A 17704-nucleotide genomic window follows, 5' to 3' on the forward strand; every position below is an offset into this window, starting at 1 on the left:
CGTGTCAGACGACACGATGCTCGGCTCCGTCGTTGAGACGGAATACGTCGTGGACGGAGGCGCCGAGCGCTTCGCTGATGCGCAGGGCGAGAACTAGAGAGGGATCGTGTTGACCCGCCTCGAGCGACACGATGGTCTGGCGAGAGACGAGGCAGAGGGCGGCGAGGGCCTCCTGGGTGAGCCCACGCTCTCGGCGAGTAGCTCGCACGGTGTTGACGGTCTTCACCTCACGCTCTCCTCGGCCGAGTCGCGGCGATGCGGATCCAGTAGTCCCCGAGGGCGATGATCAGGAGACCCGCGAGCCAGACCCAGCTCGCGATGCCTGCCAGCAGGACCGCGGCGAGGAGAAGAATCGGTGCCGCGACCAGCACATCGCGAAAAGCCGATGCCCGTGCTTTACGATCCAAATCGGCTTCGATCCCCTCCTCGGCGAAAGATTGAGTCGCGGCTTCTCGCTTCTTCCGGACGGCCACGATGGCTAGCCCCGCCACAGGGATGACAGCGAAAGCGGCGTACCGCAACCATTCTGCGCCAGTGGCCTCCCCCACACCGATAAGAACGGCGATCAGGGCAATACCGATGGCGAGAACCACCACGGGTGCGAAGCGTTTCATAGGGCATCCCCTCAAATGTCAGACGTGCTTGTCATTCCACGATGTCGCATCGATCCGACATTTGCAAGAAGCTGCCTCCGCGAAGCAACGCGACCGTCGCGCGACACCCGCCGAGGGACACACAGACCTCGGCCCCCGTGAGCCGCGAACGGGAGGCGATGCTCCCAGGCTCCAACCCGGGCGAGCGATCAGACACGCACCCGCGCGCACGTCGACACGCCGCCACTCTGCGTGCACGGAATACCGGTTGCGCGCGGCGGGTTGGAAGGCACGGCCCTGTTCCCCCACGAAAGGACACCCATGAGCCTGTTCGCCCCCACCACCGTCGGAGAGATCGGCGTCCGCAATCGCGTCTCGCTCGCCCCGATGACCCGCCTGCGCGCCGGCGCCGACGGAGTCCCCGGACCGATCGTCGCGAAGTACTACGCGCAGCGCGCCGGCATCGGCCTGCTGGTCACCGAGGGTGTCTTCCCGAGCGACGAGTCGCGCGCGTACCCGGGTCAGCCCGGCATCGTGACCGACCCTCAGGCCGCGGGCTGGGCCAAGGTCGCCGACGCGGTGCACGCCGAGGGCGGCACCGTCTTCATGCAGCTCATGAACGGCGGACGCGTCACGCACCCCGAGATCACGGGCACCGACCGTATCGTCGCCCCCTCGGCGATCGCGATCGAGGGTGACACGCGCCTCGCCGACGGCACGAAGGTCGCCTACGCGGTGCCGCACGCACTCGAGACCGCTGAGCTCGCCACGGTTCGCGACGAGTTCGTCGCCGCTGCCCGCAAGGCCGTGGATGCCGGCTTCGACGGCGTCGAGCTGCACGGTGCCAACGGCTACCTGCTGCACGAGTTCCTCTCGCCCGCGTCGAACCAGCGCACCGACGAGTACGGCGGATCCCCCGAGGCCCGCGCCCGCTTCGTCATCGAGGTCGCGCAGGCCGTCGTGGCCGAGGTCGGCGCGACGCGCGTCGGCATCCGCATCTCGCCCGCGCACAACATCCAGGACGTCTGGGAGACCGACGACGCCGAGACCCGCGCCACCTACGAGGCGCTCGTGTCGGGCCTCGCTCCCCTGGGCCTGGCGTACCTGAGCGTGCTGCACGCCGACCCCGCCGGCGACCTGATCCAGGACCTCCGCCGCACCTTCGACGGCACTTTCATCATCAACTCGGGCTTCTCGAGCGTCACCACGCGCGACGAGGCCGTCTCGGTGGTCGAGAAGGACCTCGCCGACCTGGTCGCCGTCGGCCGCCCCGCCATCGCCAACCCCGACCTCGTCACCCGTTGGGAGAAGGGCGCCGACGAGAACGAGGTCGACCAGGCCTCCGTCTACGGCGGCGACGAGCGCGGCTACACGGACTACCCGTTCCTGCAGGGCTGATCAGTCCCGCTTCAAGGGCCCCGCGCGACTCGTTCGCGCGGGGCCTTTTCGCTCTACACCGGTCGGTAGCGCTGCACGCTGGCGCCCGACCGGAACTCTCGCCGCTCCACGAGCTCGAGCTTCATCTGATCCCGCACGCTTTCAAGCAACCGCGGCCCCCGCCCCGCAATCACCGGATGCACCACGAAGGTGAACTCGTCGATGAGCCCCTCCGCCGCGAGCGCCGCAGGAAGCTTCACCCCACCGAGCGCGATCCCTCGCCCCGGTTCCTTCTTGAGCCGCCGAACAGCCTCGACCACATCCCCCCGGACAAGCTCGGCGTTCCAGTCGACAGAGTCGAGAGTTCCGGATGCCACGACCTTCCGCATCGGATCCATCACTTCCGAAAACGCCACCTCACTGGCATCCATCCAGTCCGGCCACTCCCCCGATTCCGGTCGGCGCCACGCACCCTCCATCAACTCGTAGGTGACGCGGCCGTAGAGGAGGGTGTCGGAGCGGCGCAGCTCGTCGGTCCAGAACGCCATGGACTCGGCATCCGGCGGCAGGCCCGCTTCGTGGTGGACGCAGCCGTCGAGGGTGACGTTGATGGCGTAGCGGAGAGGCTGGGTCATGCCGCTAGCTTCCTCGCGGCGGCTCCTCCGCGGAAGAGCCCGCCGCCGCAAACCGGCCAGCCTGCACCGCGAACGCCTCCGCCAACTCCGGCGGCCCGACGACCTCCATCGCCACCTCGAATCGCCCGAACGATGCGGCGAGCGCACCCCACGACCATGATCCCGCCTCGAGGGTGCAGCGCTCGTCGTCGACGGCGGTGACGATGCCGTCGCCCGCGAACGGCAGCACGTCTCGCGCCGGCGTGTGCAACAGCACGGTCCCTCGGCACGGCCACTCGTTCGTGTCCGACCCCTTGAACCGCGCGGATACGAACGCGTCGACGTCCCCGCCCGGCACGACCCGCGGCACGAAGGGAGCACCGTGCGGCACCCGGGGTCGCACGCGGTCCGCCGAGAAGAGCCGCCAGTCCTCGCGCTCGAGGTCCCACCCGAGCAGGTACCACCGACCATGGGATGCCACGAGGTGATGGGGCTCCGCCCGCCGCGTCGGACCGGCCTCGGCGCCGTCCCCTTCCCGCGTTAGGTAGTCGAAGCGGATCGACACGCGATCGCGCACCGCCTGCGCAAGCGTCAGCAGCACCTCCAGCGGAACGGCAGCGACTGGCGCTTCCCCCGGGCGGCCCACCGTCGTCACCTCCACAGCGTCAAGCCGATGCCGCAGCCGCGACGGCAGCACCTGCCGCATCGTCGCGAGAGCACGCACCGCCGCCTCGCCGATGTCCGCACCCAACGCGGGAGCCGCGCGCAGCGCGATCGCGACCGCGAGCGCCTGATCGTCGTCGAACAGCAGCGGCGGCATCTCGGCGCCCGCGTCGAGGCGGTATCCCCCGTCGGGGCCCATCGTCGTCTCGATCCGGTAGCCCATCTCGCGCAGGCGATCGATGTCGCGCCGCACCGTGCGATCGCTGACGTCCAGCCGCGAGGCCAGCACCGACCCCGGCCAGTCCCGCCGGGCCTGCAGCAGCGACAGCAGGGTGAGCAATCGCGACGTCGTGGCCATGCATCCGACGGTACTCGCGGTCTAGGACAGAAACCGACCTATACGGGTGGGAACGTGATGTCACGAGCCGATCCCGGCCGATTCATCGAGGAGCAGACATGCCCGTGCAGACCACCACCCACCTGAACTTCCGCGGCGATGCCCGTCAGGCGCTCGAGCTCTACCAGTCCGTCTTCGGCGGCCACCTCGTCGTCAACACCTACGCCGACTTCGGCATGCCGGCCGAGATCCCCGGCTCCGACAAGGTCGTCTTCGGCCTCGTCGCCGGCGAGAACGGCTTCCGCATCATGGGCTACGACATCCCCGGCCGCACCGAGGGCGGCATCGCCGCACCCGGCTCCACCCACCGCGAGAACAACACCACGGTCACCGACCAGTCGCTGTTCGTCTCGATTAGTTCGCCCTCGCTCGACGAGCTGCGGGGCTACTGGGACGCCCTGGCGGTGGATGCCACCATCGTCGAGCCCCTCGCAGCGTCGGCGTGGAGCGCCGGGTTCGGGATGCTGACCGATCGCTTCGGCGTGACGTGGAGCGCGTCGGTCACCGCGGAGTGACGTGTGCGGTCGCGGCGCGCATTCGCTGCGCGTCGCGACCGCCGACCGGTCCTATCGGAGGCCGGCCCCGTCCCGGCGCCGCACCCTCATCACCAACCCCGGCCTCTCGCGCATGACCACGCACGACGATGCCGCCACGGCCGTCGACGAGAACATCGCCGGCCTGGTCGCCGTCGGTCGCCCTGCGATCGCCAACCCCGACCTCGTCACCCCCAGGCAGACAAAGAAGACCCGCCGTTGAGTCAGCGCGTGCTTTCGTTCGTCGTTCATCCGGTCGCTCACCTTTCAGCTGTCGCGCGAACGCAACTCGTCGACAGGAAGATGATGCGTGGGACGCAGAACCTGGGTGGCGATTGCCCGGTTGCCGCGGTCCGGGGATTGCCTCGATGACCTGCGTGTCGATGTTCGGTTGTTCTTGCAGCGCCCGGGGACTGGCCACAATCACTTGCTCAGCCATACATTCACCCCCCCGACGTGTAGCAGGCACCACACTCGCTGCCCGGTCGACTCACGAAACCGCCCTGTCAAGCACGCTCAATAGGGCGAGGCCCATCCGTACCTTATGAGGGTCGGGGCGGGCTCCGGTCCCCCACCTGCGCTGCCCGTCTCGACGTAGCTCCCCGAAAGGTGCGGAACACCGCACGATGCCCGAGCTCGGGCCCTGGACGTCTCGCAGACTGAGACGTTTCTCTCTGTGTTTTTCGTGCCGGCTGCTCCGACCGTGTTCTGCCCTTAGCTCCCGCTGAGGTGACGTCACCGCGAAAGAACAGAGCCGGCGACGAGAAGGCCCATGAGCAAGGATCCTGCGACTGTGAGGGCTAGGGTCTTGGCGGGAATGCCGCGTGAGCCGGCGACGCCCCCTCCCGCGAGGTGGGAGGTCTGAGTCTGCGCGTCAGTAAGGGTGTCGTGCCGTGCGATCGGTTTCGCCTGGGCGTCGAATGAGATGAAGGTGGCGTCGGGGGCCTCGATGACGTGACCAAGGACAGACCCACCGACGGTGAGGACGTAATGGCCGGGCTCTTCGAGGTACCAGGCGGCGGCCAGGGGCGCACGGGAGCGAATTGGTCTCATGATCCCGGTGATGCCGGGGAGAGTCGAACGGAGGCGTCGGCGGAGGTCTGCGGGATGATGTCGAGGTCGATTCCCACTGTTGAGGTGGCGGCCGTTCGCATCAGTTGTTCCACAACGGCGGATTGCAACGCGATGCCGTCTTCAACGTCGATGACGAACCTCAGAGGTATCGAGGGATGCAACCAGAGATGAAGACGCTCGTCGTTCGCTTCTTGCAACGTTCGCCATGACGCGAAGAACGCCTCATTTCGCCGCAGTTTTGCGACCGTGATGACCTGCAGGTAGGCGAGGAGAACGTCTGGAAGTCGTATCGGTTCGCGGACTGAACCGTAGAAAAGTGTTCCCAAAACATGCCCCGATCTGTGCTGGCGAGTAAGCCTGCCGAGGTCTAGGGCAATGTTGGTTCAGGGTATGGCCCTGCCCGCCCAAGATCAAGAGTGGGCCCGCGTCCCTCAACTGGACACGGTGACGAGCGTCGGCGGGGAAGGGCTCTACAGTGGGGAGCGGCGTCCCCTAGACCTAGGCCGCTGATTTGTCCCTAGGTCAGGAGCATCATGTTGGAATTTCCTGCTTTTTCGTCCCTGTGTGACTGGTTCGTGTCGACGCTACCGATACGCCATGCGGCAATTTCCACTCTGGGAGACCCGTTTGAGCTGGACACCGTGAGCGTGAGCGACGCCGTTGCCGCCGAGCTCGAGCAGACGCAGCTCGACTTTGGGGTGGGTCCCTGTTGGGAGGCCAAAGCAGCCGGCACACCGGTCTTGGTGCATGACTTGCGGCAGGCGTCCAAGCTGTCTTGGCCGGCGCTGCTGACGGCGGCCGAGTCTCGTGGGGTGCGTTCGACCTACGCGTTCCCGATGGCGGTGGGCGCGATCGATGTGGGGGTTGTGGACTTGTACGCAACGACGACGCATGCTCTGGGCCCGCACGAGGTGCAGAATGCATGGGCGATGGCAGATGTTGCCGCGGTCCGCGTGGTGGACCAAGTTCTCAGTGAGGTGGAGTCGCCTGCGTCCATGGGCTCACCGAGGAGGTTCCTCCATCAGGCGACGGGGATGGTGATGGCGCAACTCGGGGTACCGTCTGACGATGCGATGGTCGTAATTCGGGCTCACGCTTTCGCAACCGGTACATCGATCCCCGATGTGGTGGAGGCCATCATCCGACGCGACATCGATTTTTCGGCGTAGTCCGACGTGAATGAAAGTACATTGCCCCTATGACGGATGTATCGCGAGAGAAAGAGCTCGTCGAGACATTCGTCGAACTCGCTGACACGATGGTCACCGGCTACGACATTGTGGACCTTCTTCACCGACTCGTGACCCGGTGCGCTCACACCCTCAATGTCGCAGGTGTGGGCATCCTCATCCCGGATGCGGATGGAACGCTAGAGGTGGTCGCCTCCACCAGTGAGCGCAGCCAGCTGATCAGCCTCCTCCAGTTAAGTGAGGACCAGGGGCCCTGTCTGGACGCGTACCGCCTAGGTGAGCCCGTCACAGTCAGCGATATCGCCGGGATACGGGAACGGTGGCCGAGATTCGCGGGAGCTGCCGGGGAACTCGGCTACCGATGGATGCATGCCATCCCCCTCCGACTGCGCGAGGATGTCATCGGCTCCCTGAATCTTTTCGGTGATCAGCCGGACGCGTTGACTCCCGACGACGCGCTGGCCGCTCGCGGCCTAGCCGATATTGCGACAATCGGGATTCTGCACGAACGGGCGTTCCGGGAAGCGGATCTCGCTCGGCAACAGCTACAGCATGCTCTGAACAGTCGCGTGGTCATAGAACAAGCCAAGGGAATTTTGTCCCACGTTCACAACGTCGATATGGATGCGGCGTTTTTGCTGCTCCGCGAGCGCGCCCGAAGCAATCAGGAAAAGCTCTCCGATGTGGCTCGTCACGTCGTCAACGACGTGACCGTCGGCCGTCCCACGGGGCGGCAAGTGAATGAGCAAGCTCGCCGCCTCGTGGAACAACAGCGGGCATGGAATGATCAGGCGCTCTCCGACCAGCGGAAAGAAAGTTCGGACGACGCGACGGAGGGGTGAAACGCCTTCATCAAACGGTGAGTCGTAACGGACGCGCCTCGGTCGGGTGCTCGTGTTCTCCGGAGTGACCAATCCTGGCCACGCAAGGGATAGAACTGTCGCCGTCATCGTTGCACCGCAACGAATCCACGTCTGCCTCGGCTCCTTGCCACTGGTCGCGCAAATCAACGGCACGCGCGGTAGCGTTGCGCAGCTTCAACTCCGCCAGTTCTTGCTCAGCGAGCCGAGCTCGGTTGCGGGCGTCAATGTACAGCGCGAGAGCTTCCGCCGCGCGTTCGCAGGCCGCCTCGAATTGTTCAGCGGTGACGGTGGGGTACTTGGCAGTCATCTATCAACCTCCGGTCGCGGGCTCGGAAGCCCACGACGGTTGCGCAGCGGCGTCGAACTCATCCCCTTTCGGCGTCGCAGCATCCCCCGAACTTGACGCCGACACACCGTAGGGCGCCTAGCGAACCGTAAATACGTGCCGAGCGAAAGTGGGCCGACCAAATCGTGCGTTTACTGTCACGTGTTCGTGACGAGAACTCACGCCACAAATTCCGCCTGCGCCAACCTGAACCGAATGCCCTCATCTTCGCCGGTGTATCGCCCGGGCCGGGCTGAGCGTGACGGGTTCGCGGCCGGTGTACCAGCCGCGAACCCTGCACCTCGCGTGAAGGTCGACCGTGTGTACCGCCCCGGTGCTTATGTCGAAGCTCCGGGGTAGCAGGAATCTTCACCACAGCGCACTCGTGTGAGGATGACCGCGGTAGGTGCGCGAGGGCACGTCATGCGACGTGACGGCGGTGTCAGCTCGTCAGAGAGTTCTGCTTCCTCGCCGTTTACGCCTCGCCCGGCCAGTCGTGTGGCCGGTTGATCATCACGACCTATGGGGTTGTGGACGTGCGGATGAAGGTGATCTGTTCGGCTTTCGTAGCGATCGCGGCGGCGCGTGAACCTTCGGCCTCTGCCGCGGACGCCAGCCTGGATTGAGCCGATGCGCGGGCCTTCTGGATTTCCTCAGTAATCGCGGCGAGGTGGTCAGCGAGGAAGGTTGCGAGGCCTCTCTTCAGCTGGTCGAGGTTGGTGTTCTTGATCTCGAGACGGCGGTCGGACACGTGCAACGTGACGGAGGGATACCCTGCCGCGCTCAGCGCGTTGAGGGTTTCGAGCGAGTGAAGCGCCGCTACTTCCTCTGATTGGGGGCGACGGTCGAACACGGCGTCGACCTGGTACAGATCGGGTGCTGTGAGGGTGCCAAGGCTGGGAGGGAGGGACCCGGACAGCACGGAAGTGAGTCCGAGCGGGTTCGGATACGCAGACGTAGTCGGGTGGCTGTCAGTTGCGGCTGGAGCGAAGGTATTCATGGGCCCGTTAGACCCCTTTCTGGTTGTGCCTCAGGGTCGGGTTGGCCGGTGGTCTTGGTCTCAGGCGGATCGGCGGCCGTTGCGGCTGCGGATGATGCCGAAGATGAGGGTGGCAACGAACAGCACGATGCCGATAATGGCGAGCCAGAGCAGACCCTGGAACGTGAATCCCACGATCGCCAGCACCACCCAAATGACGAGCAAGACGAGAAGAGTTATCCACATATTCGCGACTGTACGCTCATTCTCAAAAATAACTAGTGGGGAAAATTTTGCACAGCAATTTGATGTGACAGAAATTGGCTCAAATTATTCAAAATTCCCGAAAACGCACCATCTCTGGATGCACCGTTGGCTAGACCGATTTCCGTGTCGTCCCGGGTCGTGTTTGCCGCCGGCGGCCGAAACCGGGTTGCCCTTCACCGCGGGCTACTGCCATCCCTGCATGCGCACTCTGACGTGGAGGCGAGCACGGGCGATGTTCCCGCGGACCTGGCCGGGTGTGAGTGAAGTGGCTCTGGCGATGTCCGAGTACCGCATCTGTTCTATCTCGCGCAGCACCCAGCACTGCCGTTGGATCGTTGTCAGAGCGTTGACGGCGTGAACGAGGTCCTCGAGCTGAGCGTTGCGGGCCGCGACAACTTCCGGTGCGTTGCGCTCAGAATCGGGGAGCCCTCGAGGAAGCGGCTGTTCCACGCGACGGAGGCGCAGATGGGTGAGGGCTTGCCGGGTGGCGATGCGGATCAACCACCCCCGCACGTGCTCGGGCTCTTGAACCTGCGCGAGACGTTTCCACGCGATGACACGGGTCTCCTGGACGGCGTCGTCTGCAGCGAGAGGGCTGCCAACGATTCGGGTTGCCGCACGGCTCATCGCGGGACTGTGCCTATCCATGAGGGCCCGGAATGCGGCCCCGTCGCCATCGACGGCGCGTCCGAACAGATCTTCGTCAGTCGCTACCAGCGCGAGATGCAGGTTCAAGAAGGGGGGTGCGGATGAGTTTGACGCTGGCATGGGCCACGCTCGCATGTGTTTGTGACGGAACCGGTTTCGCAGCCCTCTTACGTATAAGCGAACTCTCCGCCTCCACGGTCAGCGTGTCAGCGCGGTTGTGATCTGCTCCGACACGAGATAAAGGGCACACCTATGTCACCGACACAATCGGCTCCCCACCCCATCTTGAATACGCGCCAGCGCGTCCACGTGTTGCTGGTCAACAAGGTCTTTCCGTCGCGAGGAATGGCCCGATGAGCGCCGCAGCGCACACGGGGGGACGTAGCACCGACAGCTTTAGCCCTTTGGGGCTGGTGTCCGTTCTCGTGAGCTCTCTCCCGGTGACGTTGATGACCGACATGGCCCCGGATAGGTACACGGTCGAGGTTGCCTTCACTCGACGGCCCCTAAGAGATGAGCTGAACGAGATCCTCAGCACCGAGACGGCGAGGTATCTCGCGCGGACGGGCTACCCCACCGTCATTTTGACGGTGGCTGATCGTCGGCTTGAGATCGCCAATACGCACCTGGAGGAACTGCGAGACGGTCTCGCACACGTATTAGCCTCTCGACTCGCTGACATCTCCGCCGCCGTCCGGGCACGAGACCTGGCCGCAGCGATTCGCTCATCCGAGATCGCTGAACACGAGGTGACGCGCGCCAACGCCGTCGCCCGCCTGGCCGGCGCCGTCGCTTTCACCCCCGCAGACGCCTTTCCGCCCCCGTCACCAGAACCCCCCGCATCCGCGCGAGACCGTTGAGATCGACCTCGTATCCCGTGTGCCATTGAGGCACCGAGATCGCGCGCCAGGGGACGGTGCAGAACCCACCTATCGGGCGGTCCGACCCGCGCGTAGAGTCCGGTTATGGGCGATACACACACAGAAGATGACGACAACATCGCCGCCGAACACTGGGCCGACGACGGGGGAACTTCAATCCCCCTCACCCGGAAAAGCCATCAACGCCAAGATCGATGGGACGCGGCGACCAGCGAACATTGGCAGGGGTACAACCCTTCCTCTGAGACACAGACGCGTCGGGACGCGGAAATTGCGCAGGAGACTCGCACTGCTGGCACCAGCGAAAAATGACAGTGGCTGGAGCCGTACTAGCAGGGCCTTCCACCACTCGGGCGGCTCCGCCGATTCAACCTCTTCGTGCCATGAAGGTTCGTGTCTAACGACGTGCAGTGAGAGGATGGCTTTATGGCAATTAAGCGTGTATCGCATTTTATCGATGACATCGATGGCACAATTCTTGAGGATGGCAACGGGAAACAGCTGAATTTCTCTGTTGATGGTCGGGTATACGAGATCGATCTGTCCCGGGAGAATGCGGACAAGTTTTTCGCAGCGTTGGCACCTTTCGTGGACGCCGCTCGATCGGTGGGGGCTGGCGGTGCAGGGCGGAACCGCCGTGCAGCGCAGCGCGGGAGCGACGTAGATCTGCGTGCGGTCCGCGAATGGGCGCGCAAAAACGGGCACACGGTGAGCGATCGCGGTCGTGTCCCCGCCAACATCGTTGATGCGTATAAGAGTGCAAACGCGTAACGCAATGAACTCAGGCGCGACATAGGCGGCGCCCATCTTCCGCGCACCCACGCACCTCTCGAGAATTTTCGCGCGCGCATCTCCCCGGGAAGAATTGTCGTGGTGCCGCGGTACTCCTCCGGCTGACCGATCCCAGCTCTAACCCGGAGTGAACGGGCCTCGTGTCGACGAAGTGGCGAGCCAACGTGGCGATGAACATTTCGTGGTCAGGGCCGAGAGCGGGGATCCCGGTGGGAGGACGCGCTGAGGACATCAAGGTGACCTACGCCCTCAGACGTTCGTACGCTGATGGTGGCGGGAGCCGCACGGAGGATTTCCGCGGTTGCCGCCGGTGTCACCGTGTCGGCTGCTCCCGTCATGGCGGTGACCGGAACGTCGAGTTGATCGAGATCGCCGGGCGCTTGGAACCAGCCAGGCGTGGGGGCGAGGGCAATCACCTTCGATACACGAGGCTCGAACCGCAAGAGATCGGTTTCGGCTCAGCAGTGTTCACGTGCAGGGGTGAGCTGAAACTTAGAGGTCTACAAATAGGTGCGGCTGGCCTCTATCGTTCCGGCGTGGTCGACCGGTCCGGCGCTTTCAGCGGCTGCTTTGTTCGGGCGTGCTCAGCTGCGGCTTCTTGCCGCGCCGTCTGACCGGCGCGCTGTGCCGCGTAGATTGCGTCCTTCCGGGCCTCCTGGTCCAGGGTGCCCGGGCGCGGGGCGATTGGTCTCTCGCCGGGCGCGGGATTCATGGTCAGGCGCGCGTGGTGCGCAATAGCAGCCTGCTCCCTCGTGCGCGCGGCATCCAGGCCGCTATGAGCCCCCGGGGTGGTTGCGGCACGCGCCCACGCGGACTTTCGGGCCGCTGTAGGTGTGGGCGTCGGCGCAGCGTTATGACGCGCCTGGAAGTGTGCTCGGGCGGCTTCTATTTCGCGCTGGGCGGCACTGCGCCGGAACACGGACGCCGACGTCGCGGCCGCTTCGGCTCGTTCAACGGTGGCGTAGTCACTGGTCCAGCGCTTTTCCCCGATGGCGATCGCTTCAGCCGCGACCGATTCCTCGAGTGCGTGCCGCGCGGCGGCGGCTTCCGTGGCCGCGCGAGATGTCAGGTCTTGCTTGGGGCCGCGATGAACCCCTGCACGCTCGCCGGATCCCAGTCCTTCAAGAGCGACGCGAGTACGCGCGAAAGGTGGGGTAACGCCTCGGGACGGCGCCGGACTTTAAGCGCAGAGGTAAATTCGCTGTCGGGCGTCGCGGGTCAGCAACACCACGTCCAGAAAAACGCGCTTCGGGCAGAACGCTGCCGAGACAATGGTTGCGACAGCAACCAGCTGTAGCTGACTCCACTCCCCGGAAGCCCCCAGGCGGAACCTTCCGCGCTCAGCTCACGCCGTCGTTCAGATGGACCTCCGAAGCGATCACCCTCGCGTGGAACACCACCAACGAAGCAGTTCAACTACTCCACCATCGGCAGCAGCTTCCGCTCGAACGCTGACCTGGACACCTCGCCCGCCCACAACGAGGGGCGTGCGCCCCTTAAACACCCCCGGACAGGCCTGCGCCCTTCCCCGAGCGGAAGCCGTCGACGCCGGCATAATCGGCGCCCCTGCGGGGCGTCACTTTTGCCGCGCGGCCTTCGGCAGTTCTCTCCGCGCTGCGATGCGGTCGTTGCAGACTCCGAGCTCCACGCAAGCCCCCGCTGACGCGGGGGCGGGCTCCCGCGCGATTCTTGGCACGCTACTGCGGCCCTTCCCTGATACTGCATCGACTTCCACGGCAGTTGGCGGATCCGCCATTCGTACGTCAAATAGACGTGGAAACCGCCAAGTGCACGTGGAACCTACAGATGGACTACATCCCCGGCGCCATATCCGTGAACCGCGAGTAGTGCCCCTGGAACGCGACCGTGATCGTGTCGGTCGGGCCGTTACGGTGCTTCGCGACGATCAGGTCGGCCTCGCCGGCGCGCGGTGAGTCCTTCTCGTACGCGGCCTCGCGGTGCAGCAGCACCACCATGTCGGCGTCCTGCTCGATCGAGCCCGACTCACGCAGGTCCGACAGGGCGGGCTTCTTGTCGGCGCGCTGCTCGGCGCCACGGTTTAGCTGCGACAGGGCGATGACCGGAACCTGCAGCTCCTTCGCCATCAGCTTGAGCGCTCGCGAGAACTCACTGACCTCCTGCTGACGCGACTCGACGCGCTTACCGCTGGTGAGCAGCTGCAGGTAGTCGATGACGACCATCTTCAGACCCTCACGCTGCTTGAGGCGACGGCACTTCGCGCGGATCTCGACGAGCGTCATGTTGGGGCTGTCGTCGATGTAGAGGGGCGCGTCGTTGATGCGGCCGCGGGTGGAGGCCACCGTGGTCCAGTCGCGAGAGTCGAGCGTTCCCTTGCGCATGCTCTGCAGGGGGATCTGACCCTCGGCGCTCAGCAGGCGCATGGCGATCTCGCTGCGACCCATTTCGAGCGAGAAGAAGATGCAGGGCGCGTTGGCGCGGATCGCGGCGGCGCGGGCGAAGTCGAGCGCGAGCGTCGACTTACCCATGGCGGGGCGCGCCGCGAGCACGATCATCTGGCCAGGGTGCAGACCGTTGGTGAGCTGGTCGAGACCGGCGAAGCCGGTGGGAATGCCCGTCATCGACCCGTCGCGGCCGCGAGCGGCCTCGATCTCTTCGACCGCGGCATCCACCGCCGTCGTCAGGGGGATGTAGTCCTCGGCGCTGTCATCGCCCGAGACGTTGTAGATCTCGGCCTGGGCGCTGTTGACGAGCTCGACCGGGTCGCCCTCGCCCGCGTAGCCCATCTGCACGATGCGCGTGCCGGCCTCGACCAGGCGACGCAGCATCGCGCGCTCGGCCACGATCGAGGCGTAGTAGCCGGCGTTGGCGGCGGTCGGCACGATCGAGGTGAGCGTGTGGAGGTAGTCCGCTCCCCCGGCGCGCTGCAGCTCGCCCGTCTTGATCAGCTCGTCGGTGACGGCGACGACGTCGGTCGGCTCGCCGTGCGAGTAGAGGGTGAGGATGGCCTCGAAGATCAGCTCATGCTTCGGCACGTAGAAGTCGGGTCCGCGGAGCGACTCGATGACATCGGCCACGGCGTCCTTCGACAGCAGCATGCCGCCTAGAGCGCTCTGCTCGGCGAGCATGTCGTGCGGGGGCGTGCGCTCGGGGCGCGGCGCCTTTCCGAGACGTTCTTCGGCGATATCGGCGATCGACACGGGCTCTCCTTCGGTTCTCGGGCACCCCTGGCCGGGCCTCGCGCGCGTGTAGAACGACGCGGAAACGGGGCTCGGGGCGGCCTCGGCAGCATGAAATCACCGACGTCCGACATCGACGCGCGCGGCAACGCGATCCAGCTGCCCGAGGGGCTGCACCCACGCTAGATACCGCTTCCTCCACACGCAAATGACCCTGTGGATAACTCTGTGGAGAGACTGCGGGAAACGCCGCCAGGGCTGTGCACAAGTGCTGTGGAGAACTCCGTGGATGGATGCAAATATCGGGCGTGTATAGGCTGTTGATCTGGGCTTTATTTGTCCACAGTTTTCCTGGGGAAATCCCGTGTGAAGTGGACGTTGAAGGTTCCTGCTAGGAGCATTCACATGTGTACAACTCGGGGGATAACTTGTCGTCCGCCTACCGACCCGGAGCCCTCCGTGTCAAATTTTCTTCACCCTCCGGCGTGTCGCCTTTCACCCGCTCGTCACCCTCCAACTACTTAGATTTCACCCGACCTCTTCCGCCCGGGTGAATCCGGGCGTAACGTCGCCGCCCACAGGTTTCGGAGATTCACCTTTGGGGGGCGAATCATGGAGAACGCGTCCGGTCGGGGGGCACCGCACATGCTGCGGATGCTCCTCGTCGGCGTGTCCACCGCCCTCGGAGCAGCTGCTCTCTCCGTCGCTCTCTCGGCCTCTCCCGCCTCTGCGGACGACGGCTCGGGCGGGCTGCTCGGCACCATCGGCTCCACCGTGAACCAGGTCACCGACACGGTCGACGAGGTCGTCGGAACGGTCGTCTCGCCCACGCTCGAGCACGTCACCGAGACGGTCGCTCCCGTGACGCAGGTCGTCACCGACGTCGCACCCGCCCCCGTGTCCGAGGTCGTGACGACCACCACCGAGACCGTTTCGAACACGGTGTCCGAGGTCGTCGACACCGCCGATTCCACCGTCGGCAGCACCGTCGACACGGTGGGAGACGTCGTCACCGACGTCGCCGGCTCGGGTGTCGTGGGCGAGGTCGTCGCCCCCGTGGTCGACACCGTCCAGACGGTCCCCGTCGTGGGCGACATGGTCAGCTCGATCGGCCTCGGAGACCTCATTTCGGGCGTCACCGACGCCGTCGACGCGGCCCTGCCCGTCATCGTCGGCACCCTCCCCCCGATCTCCCCCGTCATCCCCACGATTCCGGGCGTTCCGACGGTTCCCGGTGGCGACATCACCACCCCGATCATCGACATCGTGCCTGCCGAGATCCTCTCGGCAGCGGCCGCGAGCGATGCCACGGCGGTCGTCACCGGCATCCTCTCGACGGATCCCTCCCTCGTTCCGTCGTCGTCCCGCACGGCCCCCTCGAGCGGGGCGGCGACGGTCTTCAGCGCCCCCTCGACGGGAGAGGTCTCTGCCGCCGTCGCCGGTGCGCAGAGCGCCCCATCCGGGCCGCGGGGATCCGACGAACCCCTCACGACCTTCGGCGCCAGCACGGGCACGAGCTCGTCGGCATCCGGAAACTCCGGCTCGGGCGGCGTCGGCGCTGCCACCGCCGGCAACGCCACGCTCTTCAGCGCCGCACTTCTTCTCGACCGCCGGAACGTCGTCAACGACGACCTGCCCGGCACCCCGGTCTTCGGCACCGACGTCTCTCCTGACTGAGGACGGTCGCACCGTGCATCGCACGGCAGACGACCCCGCGCTTTCGCGCACCCTCATTCATCTACAGGAGAAACTCTCATGCGCAAGATCTACTCGCGTGTCCTTCTGGGCACGCTCGTCGGAGGCGGCCTCGCCGTCCTCGGAGCCGGCATCGCCAATGCCGCAGACACCTCAGGCGTCGACGGTCTGCTCTCGGGCGACCAGGTCGGTGTCTCGGTGAACCTCCCGGTCACCGTCGGCGGCAACGCCGTCTCGCTGATCGGAGACAGCACCAGCGACGGCGCCGACACCTCGGCCCCCGCAGCCCCCGCCCCCGCACCCGTCACCATCACCGACGGCAGCGACGGCGTGGGCTCGGGAAACCAGGGCCTCGTGTCGGTCAACGTTCCCGTGACGGTCGGCGGCAACGCCGTCTCGGTCATCGGAGACAGCCAGAGCACGGATGCCGACACCTCGGCGCCCGCGCCCGAGGCCGCGGCCCCCGCGGCTGATAGCAGCACCGACGGCAGCGACAGCGTCGCCGGCGGCAACCAGGGCGTCATCTCGGTCGAGGCTCCGGTCACCATCGGTGGCAACGCGGTCTCGGTGATCGGCGACAGCAGCACCGACAACGCCGGAACCACCGGCGGCAGCACCTCCGGCTCGACGGGCGGCAGCACCGTCACCGACGGCACCGACGGGATTCTCGGCGGCAACGTCGTGGACGCTCCGGTCGGCCTGCCCGTCACCATCGGCGGCAACGCCGTCTCGGTGATCGGTGACAGCGTCTCGAACGACGCCGACACCACCGGCGGCACCACGGGCGGCACCGGCTCGACCGGCGGCACCGTGACCGACGGCACCGACGGCATCCTCGGCGGCAACGTCATCGGCCTCCCGGTGGGCGTGCCCATCACGGTCGGCGGCAACGCCGTCTCGGGCATCGGCGACAGCGTCACCGACGGCTCCACCACCACCGGCGGCAACAGCTCCACCGGCGGAACCGACACCACCGTCACCGACGGAACCGACGCCATCGGCGGCGGCAACGTGATCGGCCTGCCGATCAACGCCCCCGTCACCATCGGCGGCAACGCCGTCTCGGGTATCGGCGACAGCACCTCCGAGAACGCCACCACCACCGGCGGCACCACCGGCTCGACCGGCGGTTCCAGCACCGACGGCACGGGCAGCATCGGCGGCGGCAACATCATCGGTCTGCCGATCAACATCCCCGTCACCATCGGGGGCAACGCGGTCTCGGTGATCGGTGACAGCACCACCACCGGCTCGACCACCGGAACGCCCGGTACCCCGGGAACGCCCGGCACCCCCGGTACCCCCGGAACGCCTGGCACCCCCGGAACGCCCGGAACGCCCGGCACCCCCGGAACGCCCGGCACCCCCGGTACCCCGGGAACCCCCGGAACCCCGGGAACCCCGGGAACGAACGGAACGAACGGCACCAACGGCACCAACGGCGCCCCCGCCGTGACCGCTAAGGTCGCGTCGGTCGGCTCCGTGGCCGCCACCGGCATGGGCTCCACCCGCGGCACCCTCGCCGTGACGGGCACCGACGGCTCGATGGCCGCCGGTCTCGGCATCGCCGGTCTGCTGACCCTGCTCCTCGGAGCCGGTCTGCTGCTGCGTCGCCGCCGCTCGGTCGCCTGACCCGGAGCGTTCGCCCACAGAAC

General features: G+C 66.2%; 19 protein-coding genes. 9 read left to right on the plus strand and 10 right to left on the minus strand.

Features of this window, described 5'->3' with window-relative positions; translation table 11 throughout:
• Nucleotides 1-4: 4 nt before the first annotated feature.
• The gene (locus OVA26_RS02200) at nucleotides 5-226 is read right to left on the minus strand and encodes a helix-turn-helix transcriptional regulator (RefSeq protein ID WP_268102806.1); all 222 of its coding nucleotides are present in this window, start codon (nucleotides 224-226) and stop codon (nucleotides 5-7) included.
• A 1-nt stretch (nucleotide 227) separates the two neighbouring features.
• The gene (locus tag OVA26_RS02205; RefSeq protein ID WP_268102807.1) at nucleotides 228-614 is read right to left on the minus strand and encodes a hypothetical protein; all 387 of its coding nucleotides are present in this window, start codon (nucleotides 612-614) and stop codon (nucleotides 228-230) included.
• Between the two features lie 300 nt (nucleotides 615-914).
• Between OVA26_RS02205 and OVA26_RS02210 the strand changes: the two genes are divergently transcribed.
• Nucleotides 915-1991 (plus strand): alkene reductase, encoded by a 1077-nt coding sequence (locus OVA26_RS02210; protein WP_268102808.1) that lies wholly within the window; start codon nucleotides 915-917, stop codon nucleotides 1989-1991.
• Between the two features lie 53 nt (nucleotides 1992-2044).
• Here the strand turns inward: OVA26_RS02210 and OVA26_RS02215 are convergent, their stop codons facing one another.
• Both OVA26_RS02215 and OVA26_RS02220 read right to left on the minus strand, forming a co-directional pair.
• Nucleotides 2045-2605 (minus strand): dihydrofolate reductase family protein, encoded by a 561-nt coding sequence (locus OVA26_RS02215; RefSeq protein ID WP_268102809.1) that lies wholly within the window; start codon nucleotides 2603-2605, stop codon nucleotides 2045-2047.
• Nucleotides 2606-2609: 4 nt separating this feature from the next.
• A complete protein-coding gene (locus OVA26_RS02220; protein WP_268102810.1) occupies nucleotides 2610-3605 on the minus strand; it encodes a helix-turn-helix transcriptional regulator in 996 nt (331 codons plus the stop codon).
• 98 nt (nucleotides 3606-3703) lie between these two features.
• Between OVA26_RS02220 and OVA26_RS02225 the strand changes: the two genes are divergently transcribed.
• The gene (locus OVA26_RS02225; RefSeq protein WP_268102811.1) at nucleotides 3704-4159 is read left to right on the plus strand and encodes a VOC family protein; all 456 of its coding nucleotides are present in this window, start codon (nucleotides 3704-3706) and stop codon (nucleotides 4157-4159) included.
• Between the two features lie 112 nt (nucleotides 4160-4271).
• Nucleotides 4272-4400: a hypothetical protein gene (locus tag OVA26_RS02230; RefSeq protein WP_268102812.1), complete on the plus strand. Its 129-nt coding sequence runs from the start codon at nucleotides 4272-4274 to the stop codon at nucleotides 4398-4400.
• Nucleotides 4401-5226: 826 nt separating this feature from the next.
• Here OVA26_RS02230 and OVA26_RS02235 read toward each other — a convergent pair.
• On the minus strand, nucleotides 5227-5577 hold the full coding sequence (locus OVA26_RS02235; protein WP_268102813.1) for a DUF7882 family protein: 351 nt from the start codon (nucleotides 5575-5577) through the stop codon (nucleotides 5227-5229).
• Between the two features lie 207 nt (nucleotides 5578-5784).
• On the opposite strand from OVA26_RS02235, the gene OVA26_RS02240 reads away from it, so the two are divergent.
• Nucleotides 5785-6420 (plus strand): GAF and ANTAR domain-containing protein, encoded by a 636-nt coding sequence (locus OVA26_RS02240; protein WP_268102814.1) that lies wholly within the window; start codon nucleotides 5785-5787, stop codon nucleotides 6418-6420.
• A 29-nt stretch (nucleotides 6421-6449) separates the two neighbouring features.
• Nucleotides 6450-7283 (plus strand): GAF and ANTAR domain-containing protein, encoded by an 834-nt coding sequence (locus tag OVA26_RS02245; protein WP_268102815.1) that lies wholly within the window; start codon nucleotides 6450-6452, stop codon nucleotides 7281-7283.
• A gap of 10 nt (nucleotides 7284-7293) precedes the next feature.
• On the opposite strand, the gene OVA26_RS02250 is transcribed toward OVA26_RS02245, so the two are convergent.
• The 4 genes from OVA26_RS02250 to OVA26_RS17405 all read right to left on the minus strand — a co-directional run bounded on the left by OVA26_RS02250 (nucleotide 7294) and on the right by OVA26_RS17405 (nucleotide 9658).
• Nucleotides 7294-7611, minus strand: a complete 318-nt coding sequence (locus OVA26_RS02250; RefSeq protein ID WP_268102816.1) for a hypothetical protein — start codon at nucleotides 7609-7611, stop codon at nucleotides 7294-7296.
• 538 nt (nucleotides 7612-8149) lie between these two features.
• Complete coding sequence (locus tag OVA26_RS02255; protein ID WP_268102817.1) at nucleotides 8150-8482, minus strand: hypothetical protein; 333 nt, start codon at nucleotides 8480-8482, stop codon at nucleotides 8150-8152.
• A gap of 207 nt (nucleotides 8483-8689) precedes the next feature.
• The gene (locus tag OVA26_RS02260; protein ID WP_268102818.1) at nucleotides 8690-8854 is read right to left on the minus strand and encodes a hypothetical protein; all 165 of its coding nucleotides are present in this window, start codon (nucleotides 8852-8854) and stop codon (nucleotides 8690-8692) included.
• Nucleotides 8855-9058: 204 nt separating this feature from the next.
• Nucleotides 9059-9658 (minus strand): RNA polymerase sigma factor, encoded by a 600-nt coding sequence (locus tag OVA26_RS17405; protein ID WP_369363747.1) that lies wholly within the window; start codon nucleotides 9656-9658, stop codon nucleotides 9059-9061.
• A gap of 314 nt (nucleotides 9659-9972) precedes the next feature.
• On the opposite strand from OVA26_RS17405, the gene OVA26_RS02270 reads away from it, so the two are divergent.
• Complete coding sequence (locus tag OVA26_RS02270; protein WP_268102820.1) at nucleotides 9973-10383, plus strand: hypothetical protein; 411 nt, start codon at nucleotides 9973-9975, stop codon at nucleotides 10381-10383.
• A 447-nt stretch (nucleotides 10384-10830) separates the two neighbouring features.
• Nucleotides 10831-11175 carry a histone-like nucleoid-structuring protein Lsr2 gene (locus tag OVA26_RS02275; protein ID WP_113576077.1) on the plus strand — a complete coding sequence of 115 codons (345 nt, stop codon included), beginning with the start codon at nucleotides 10831-10833 and terminating at the stop codon, nucleotides 11173-11175.
• Between the two features lie 1832 nt (nucleotides 11176-13007).
• Here OVA26_RS02275 and dnaB read toward each other — a convergent pair.
• Nucleotides 13008-14303, minus strand: coding sequence for a replicative DNA helicase (dnaB, locus tag OVA26_RS02280; protein WP_371129313.1), 1296 nt, complete (start codon nucleotides 14301-14303; stop codon nucleotides 13008-13010).
• A 696-nt stretch (nucleotides 14304-14999) separates the two neighbouring features.
• On the opposite strand from dnaB, the gene OVA26_RS02285 reads away from it, so the two are divergent.
• Both OVA26_RS02285 and OVA26_RS02290 read left to right on the plus strand, forming a co-directional pair.
• Nucleotides 15000-16031: a hypothetical protein gene (locus tag OVA26_RS02285; protein ID WP_268102821.1), complete on the plus strand. Its 1032-nt coding sequence runs from the start codon at nucleotides 15000-15002 to the stop codon at nucleotides 16029-16031.
• Nucleotides 16032-16109: 78 nt separating this feature from the next.
• Nucleotides 16110-17681 carry a chaplin family protein gene (locus OVA26_RS02290; RefSeq protein WP_268102822.1) on the plus strand — a complete coding sequence of 524 codons (1572 nt, stop codon included), beginning with the start codon at nucleotides 16110-16112 and terminating at the stop codon, nucleotides 17679-17681.
• Nucleotides 17682-17704: the final 23 nt, after the last annotated feature.

The organism is Microbacterium sp. SL62, from assembly GCF_026672635.1.
In the GTDB taxonomy this organism is placed as follows: domain Bacteria; phylum Actinomycetota; class Actinomycetes; order Actinomycetales; family Microbacteriaceae; genus Microbacterium; species Microbacterium testaceum_A.

Excerpts from the sequence above, each read along its gene's own strand:
- OVA26_RS02240 (WP_268102814.1), top strand. The coding sequence starts at position 5,785 with ATGTTGGAATTTCCTGCTTTTTCGTCCCTGTGTGACTGGTTCGTGTCG.
- OVA26_RS02225 (WP_268102811.1), top strand. The coding sequence starts at position 3,704 with ATGCCCGTGCAGACCACCACCCACCTGAACTTCCGCGGCGATGCCCGT.
- OVA26_RS02270 (WP_268102820.1), top strand. The coding sequence starts at position 9,973 with ATGACCGACATGGCCCCGGATAGGTACACGGTCGAGGTTGCCTTCACT.
- OVA26_RS02275 (WP_113576077.1), top strand. The coding sequence starts at position 10,831 with ATGGCAATTAAGCGTGTATCGCATTTTATCGATGACATCGATGGCACA.
- OVA26_RS02285 (WP_268102821.1), top strand. The coding sequence starts at position 15,000 with ATGCTGCGGATGCTCCTCGTCGGCGTGTCCACCGCCCTCGGAGCAGCT.
- OVA26_RS02220 (WP_268102810.1), bottom strand. The coding sequence starts at position 3,605 with ATGGCCACGACGTCGCGATTGCTCACCCTGCTGTCGCTGCTGCAGGCC.
- OVA26_RS02215 (WP_268102809.1), bottom strand. The coding sequence starts at position 2,605 with ATGACCCAGCCTCTCCGCTACGCCATCAACGTCACCCTCGACGGCTGC.
- OVA26_RS02245 (WP_268102815.1), top strand. The coding sequence starts at position 6,450 with ATGACGGATGTATCGCGAGAGAAAGAGCTCGTCGAGACATTCGTCGAA.
- OVA26_RS02290 (WP_268102822.1), top strand. The coding sequence starts at position 16,110 with ATGCGCAAGATCTACTCGCGTGTCCTTCTGGGCACGCTCGTCGGAGGC.
- OVA26_RS02250 (WP_268102816.1), bottom strand. The coding sequence starts at position 7,611 with ATGACTGCCAAGTACCCCACCGTCACCGCTGAACAATTCGAGGCGGCC.
- OVA26_RS02260 (WP_268102818.1), bottom strand. The coding sequence starts at position 8,854 with ATGTGGATAACTCTTCTCGTCTTGCTCGTCATTTGGGTGGTGCTGGCG.
- OVA26_RS02230 (WP_268102812.1), top strand. The coding sequence starts at position 4,272 with ATGACCACGCACGACGATGCCGCCACGGCCGTCGACGAGAACATCGCC.
- OVA26_RS02205 (WP_268102807.1), bottom strand. The coding sequence starts at position 614 with ATGAAACGCTTCGCACCCGTGGTGGTTCTCGCCATCGGTATTGCCCTG.
- dnaB (WP_371129313.1), bottom strand. The coding sequence starts at position 14,303 with ATGCTCGCCGAGCAGAGCGCTCTAGGCGGCATGCTGCTGTCGAAGGAC.
- OVA26_RS17405 (WP_369363747.1), bottom strand. The coding sequence starts at position 9,658 with ATGCGAGCGTGGCCCATGCCAGCGTCAAACTCATCCGCACCCCCCTTC.
- OVA26_RS02210 (WP_268102808.1), top strand. The coding sequence starts at position 915 with ATGAGCCTGTTCGCCCCCACCACCGTCGGAGAGATCGGCGTCCGCAAT.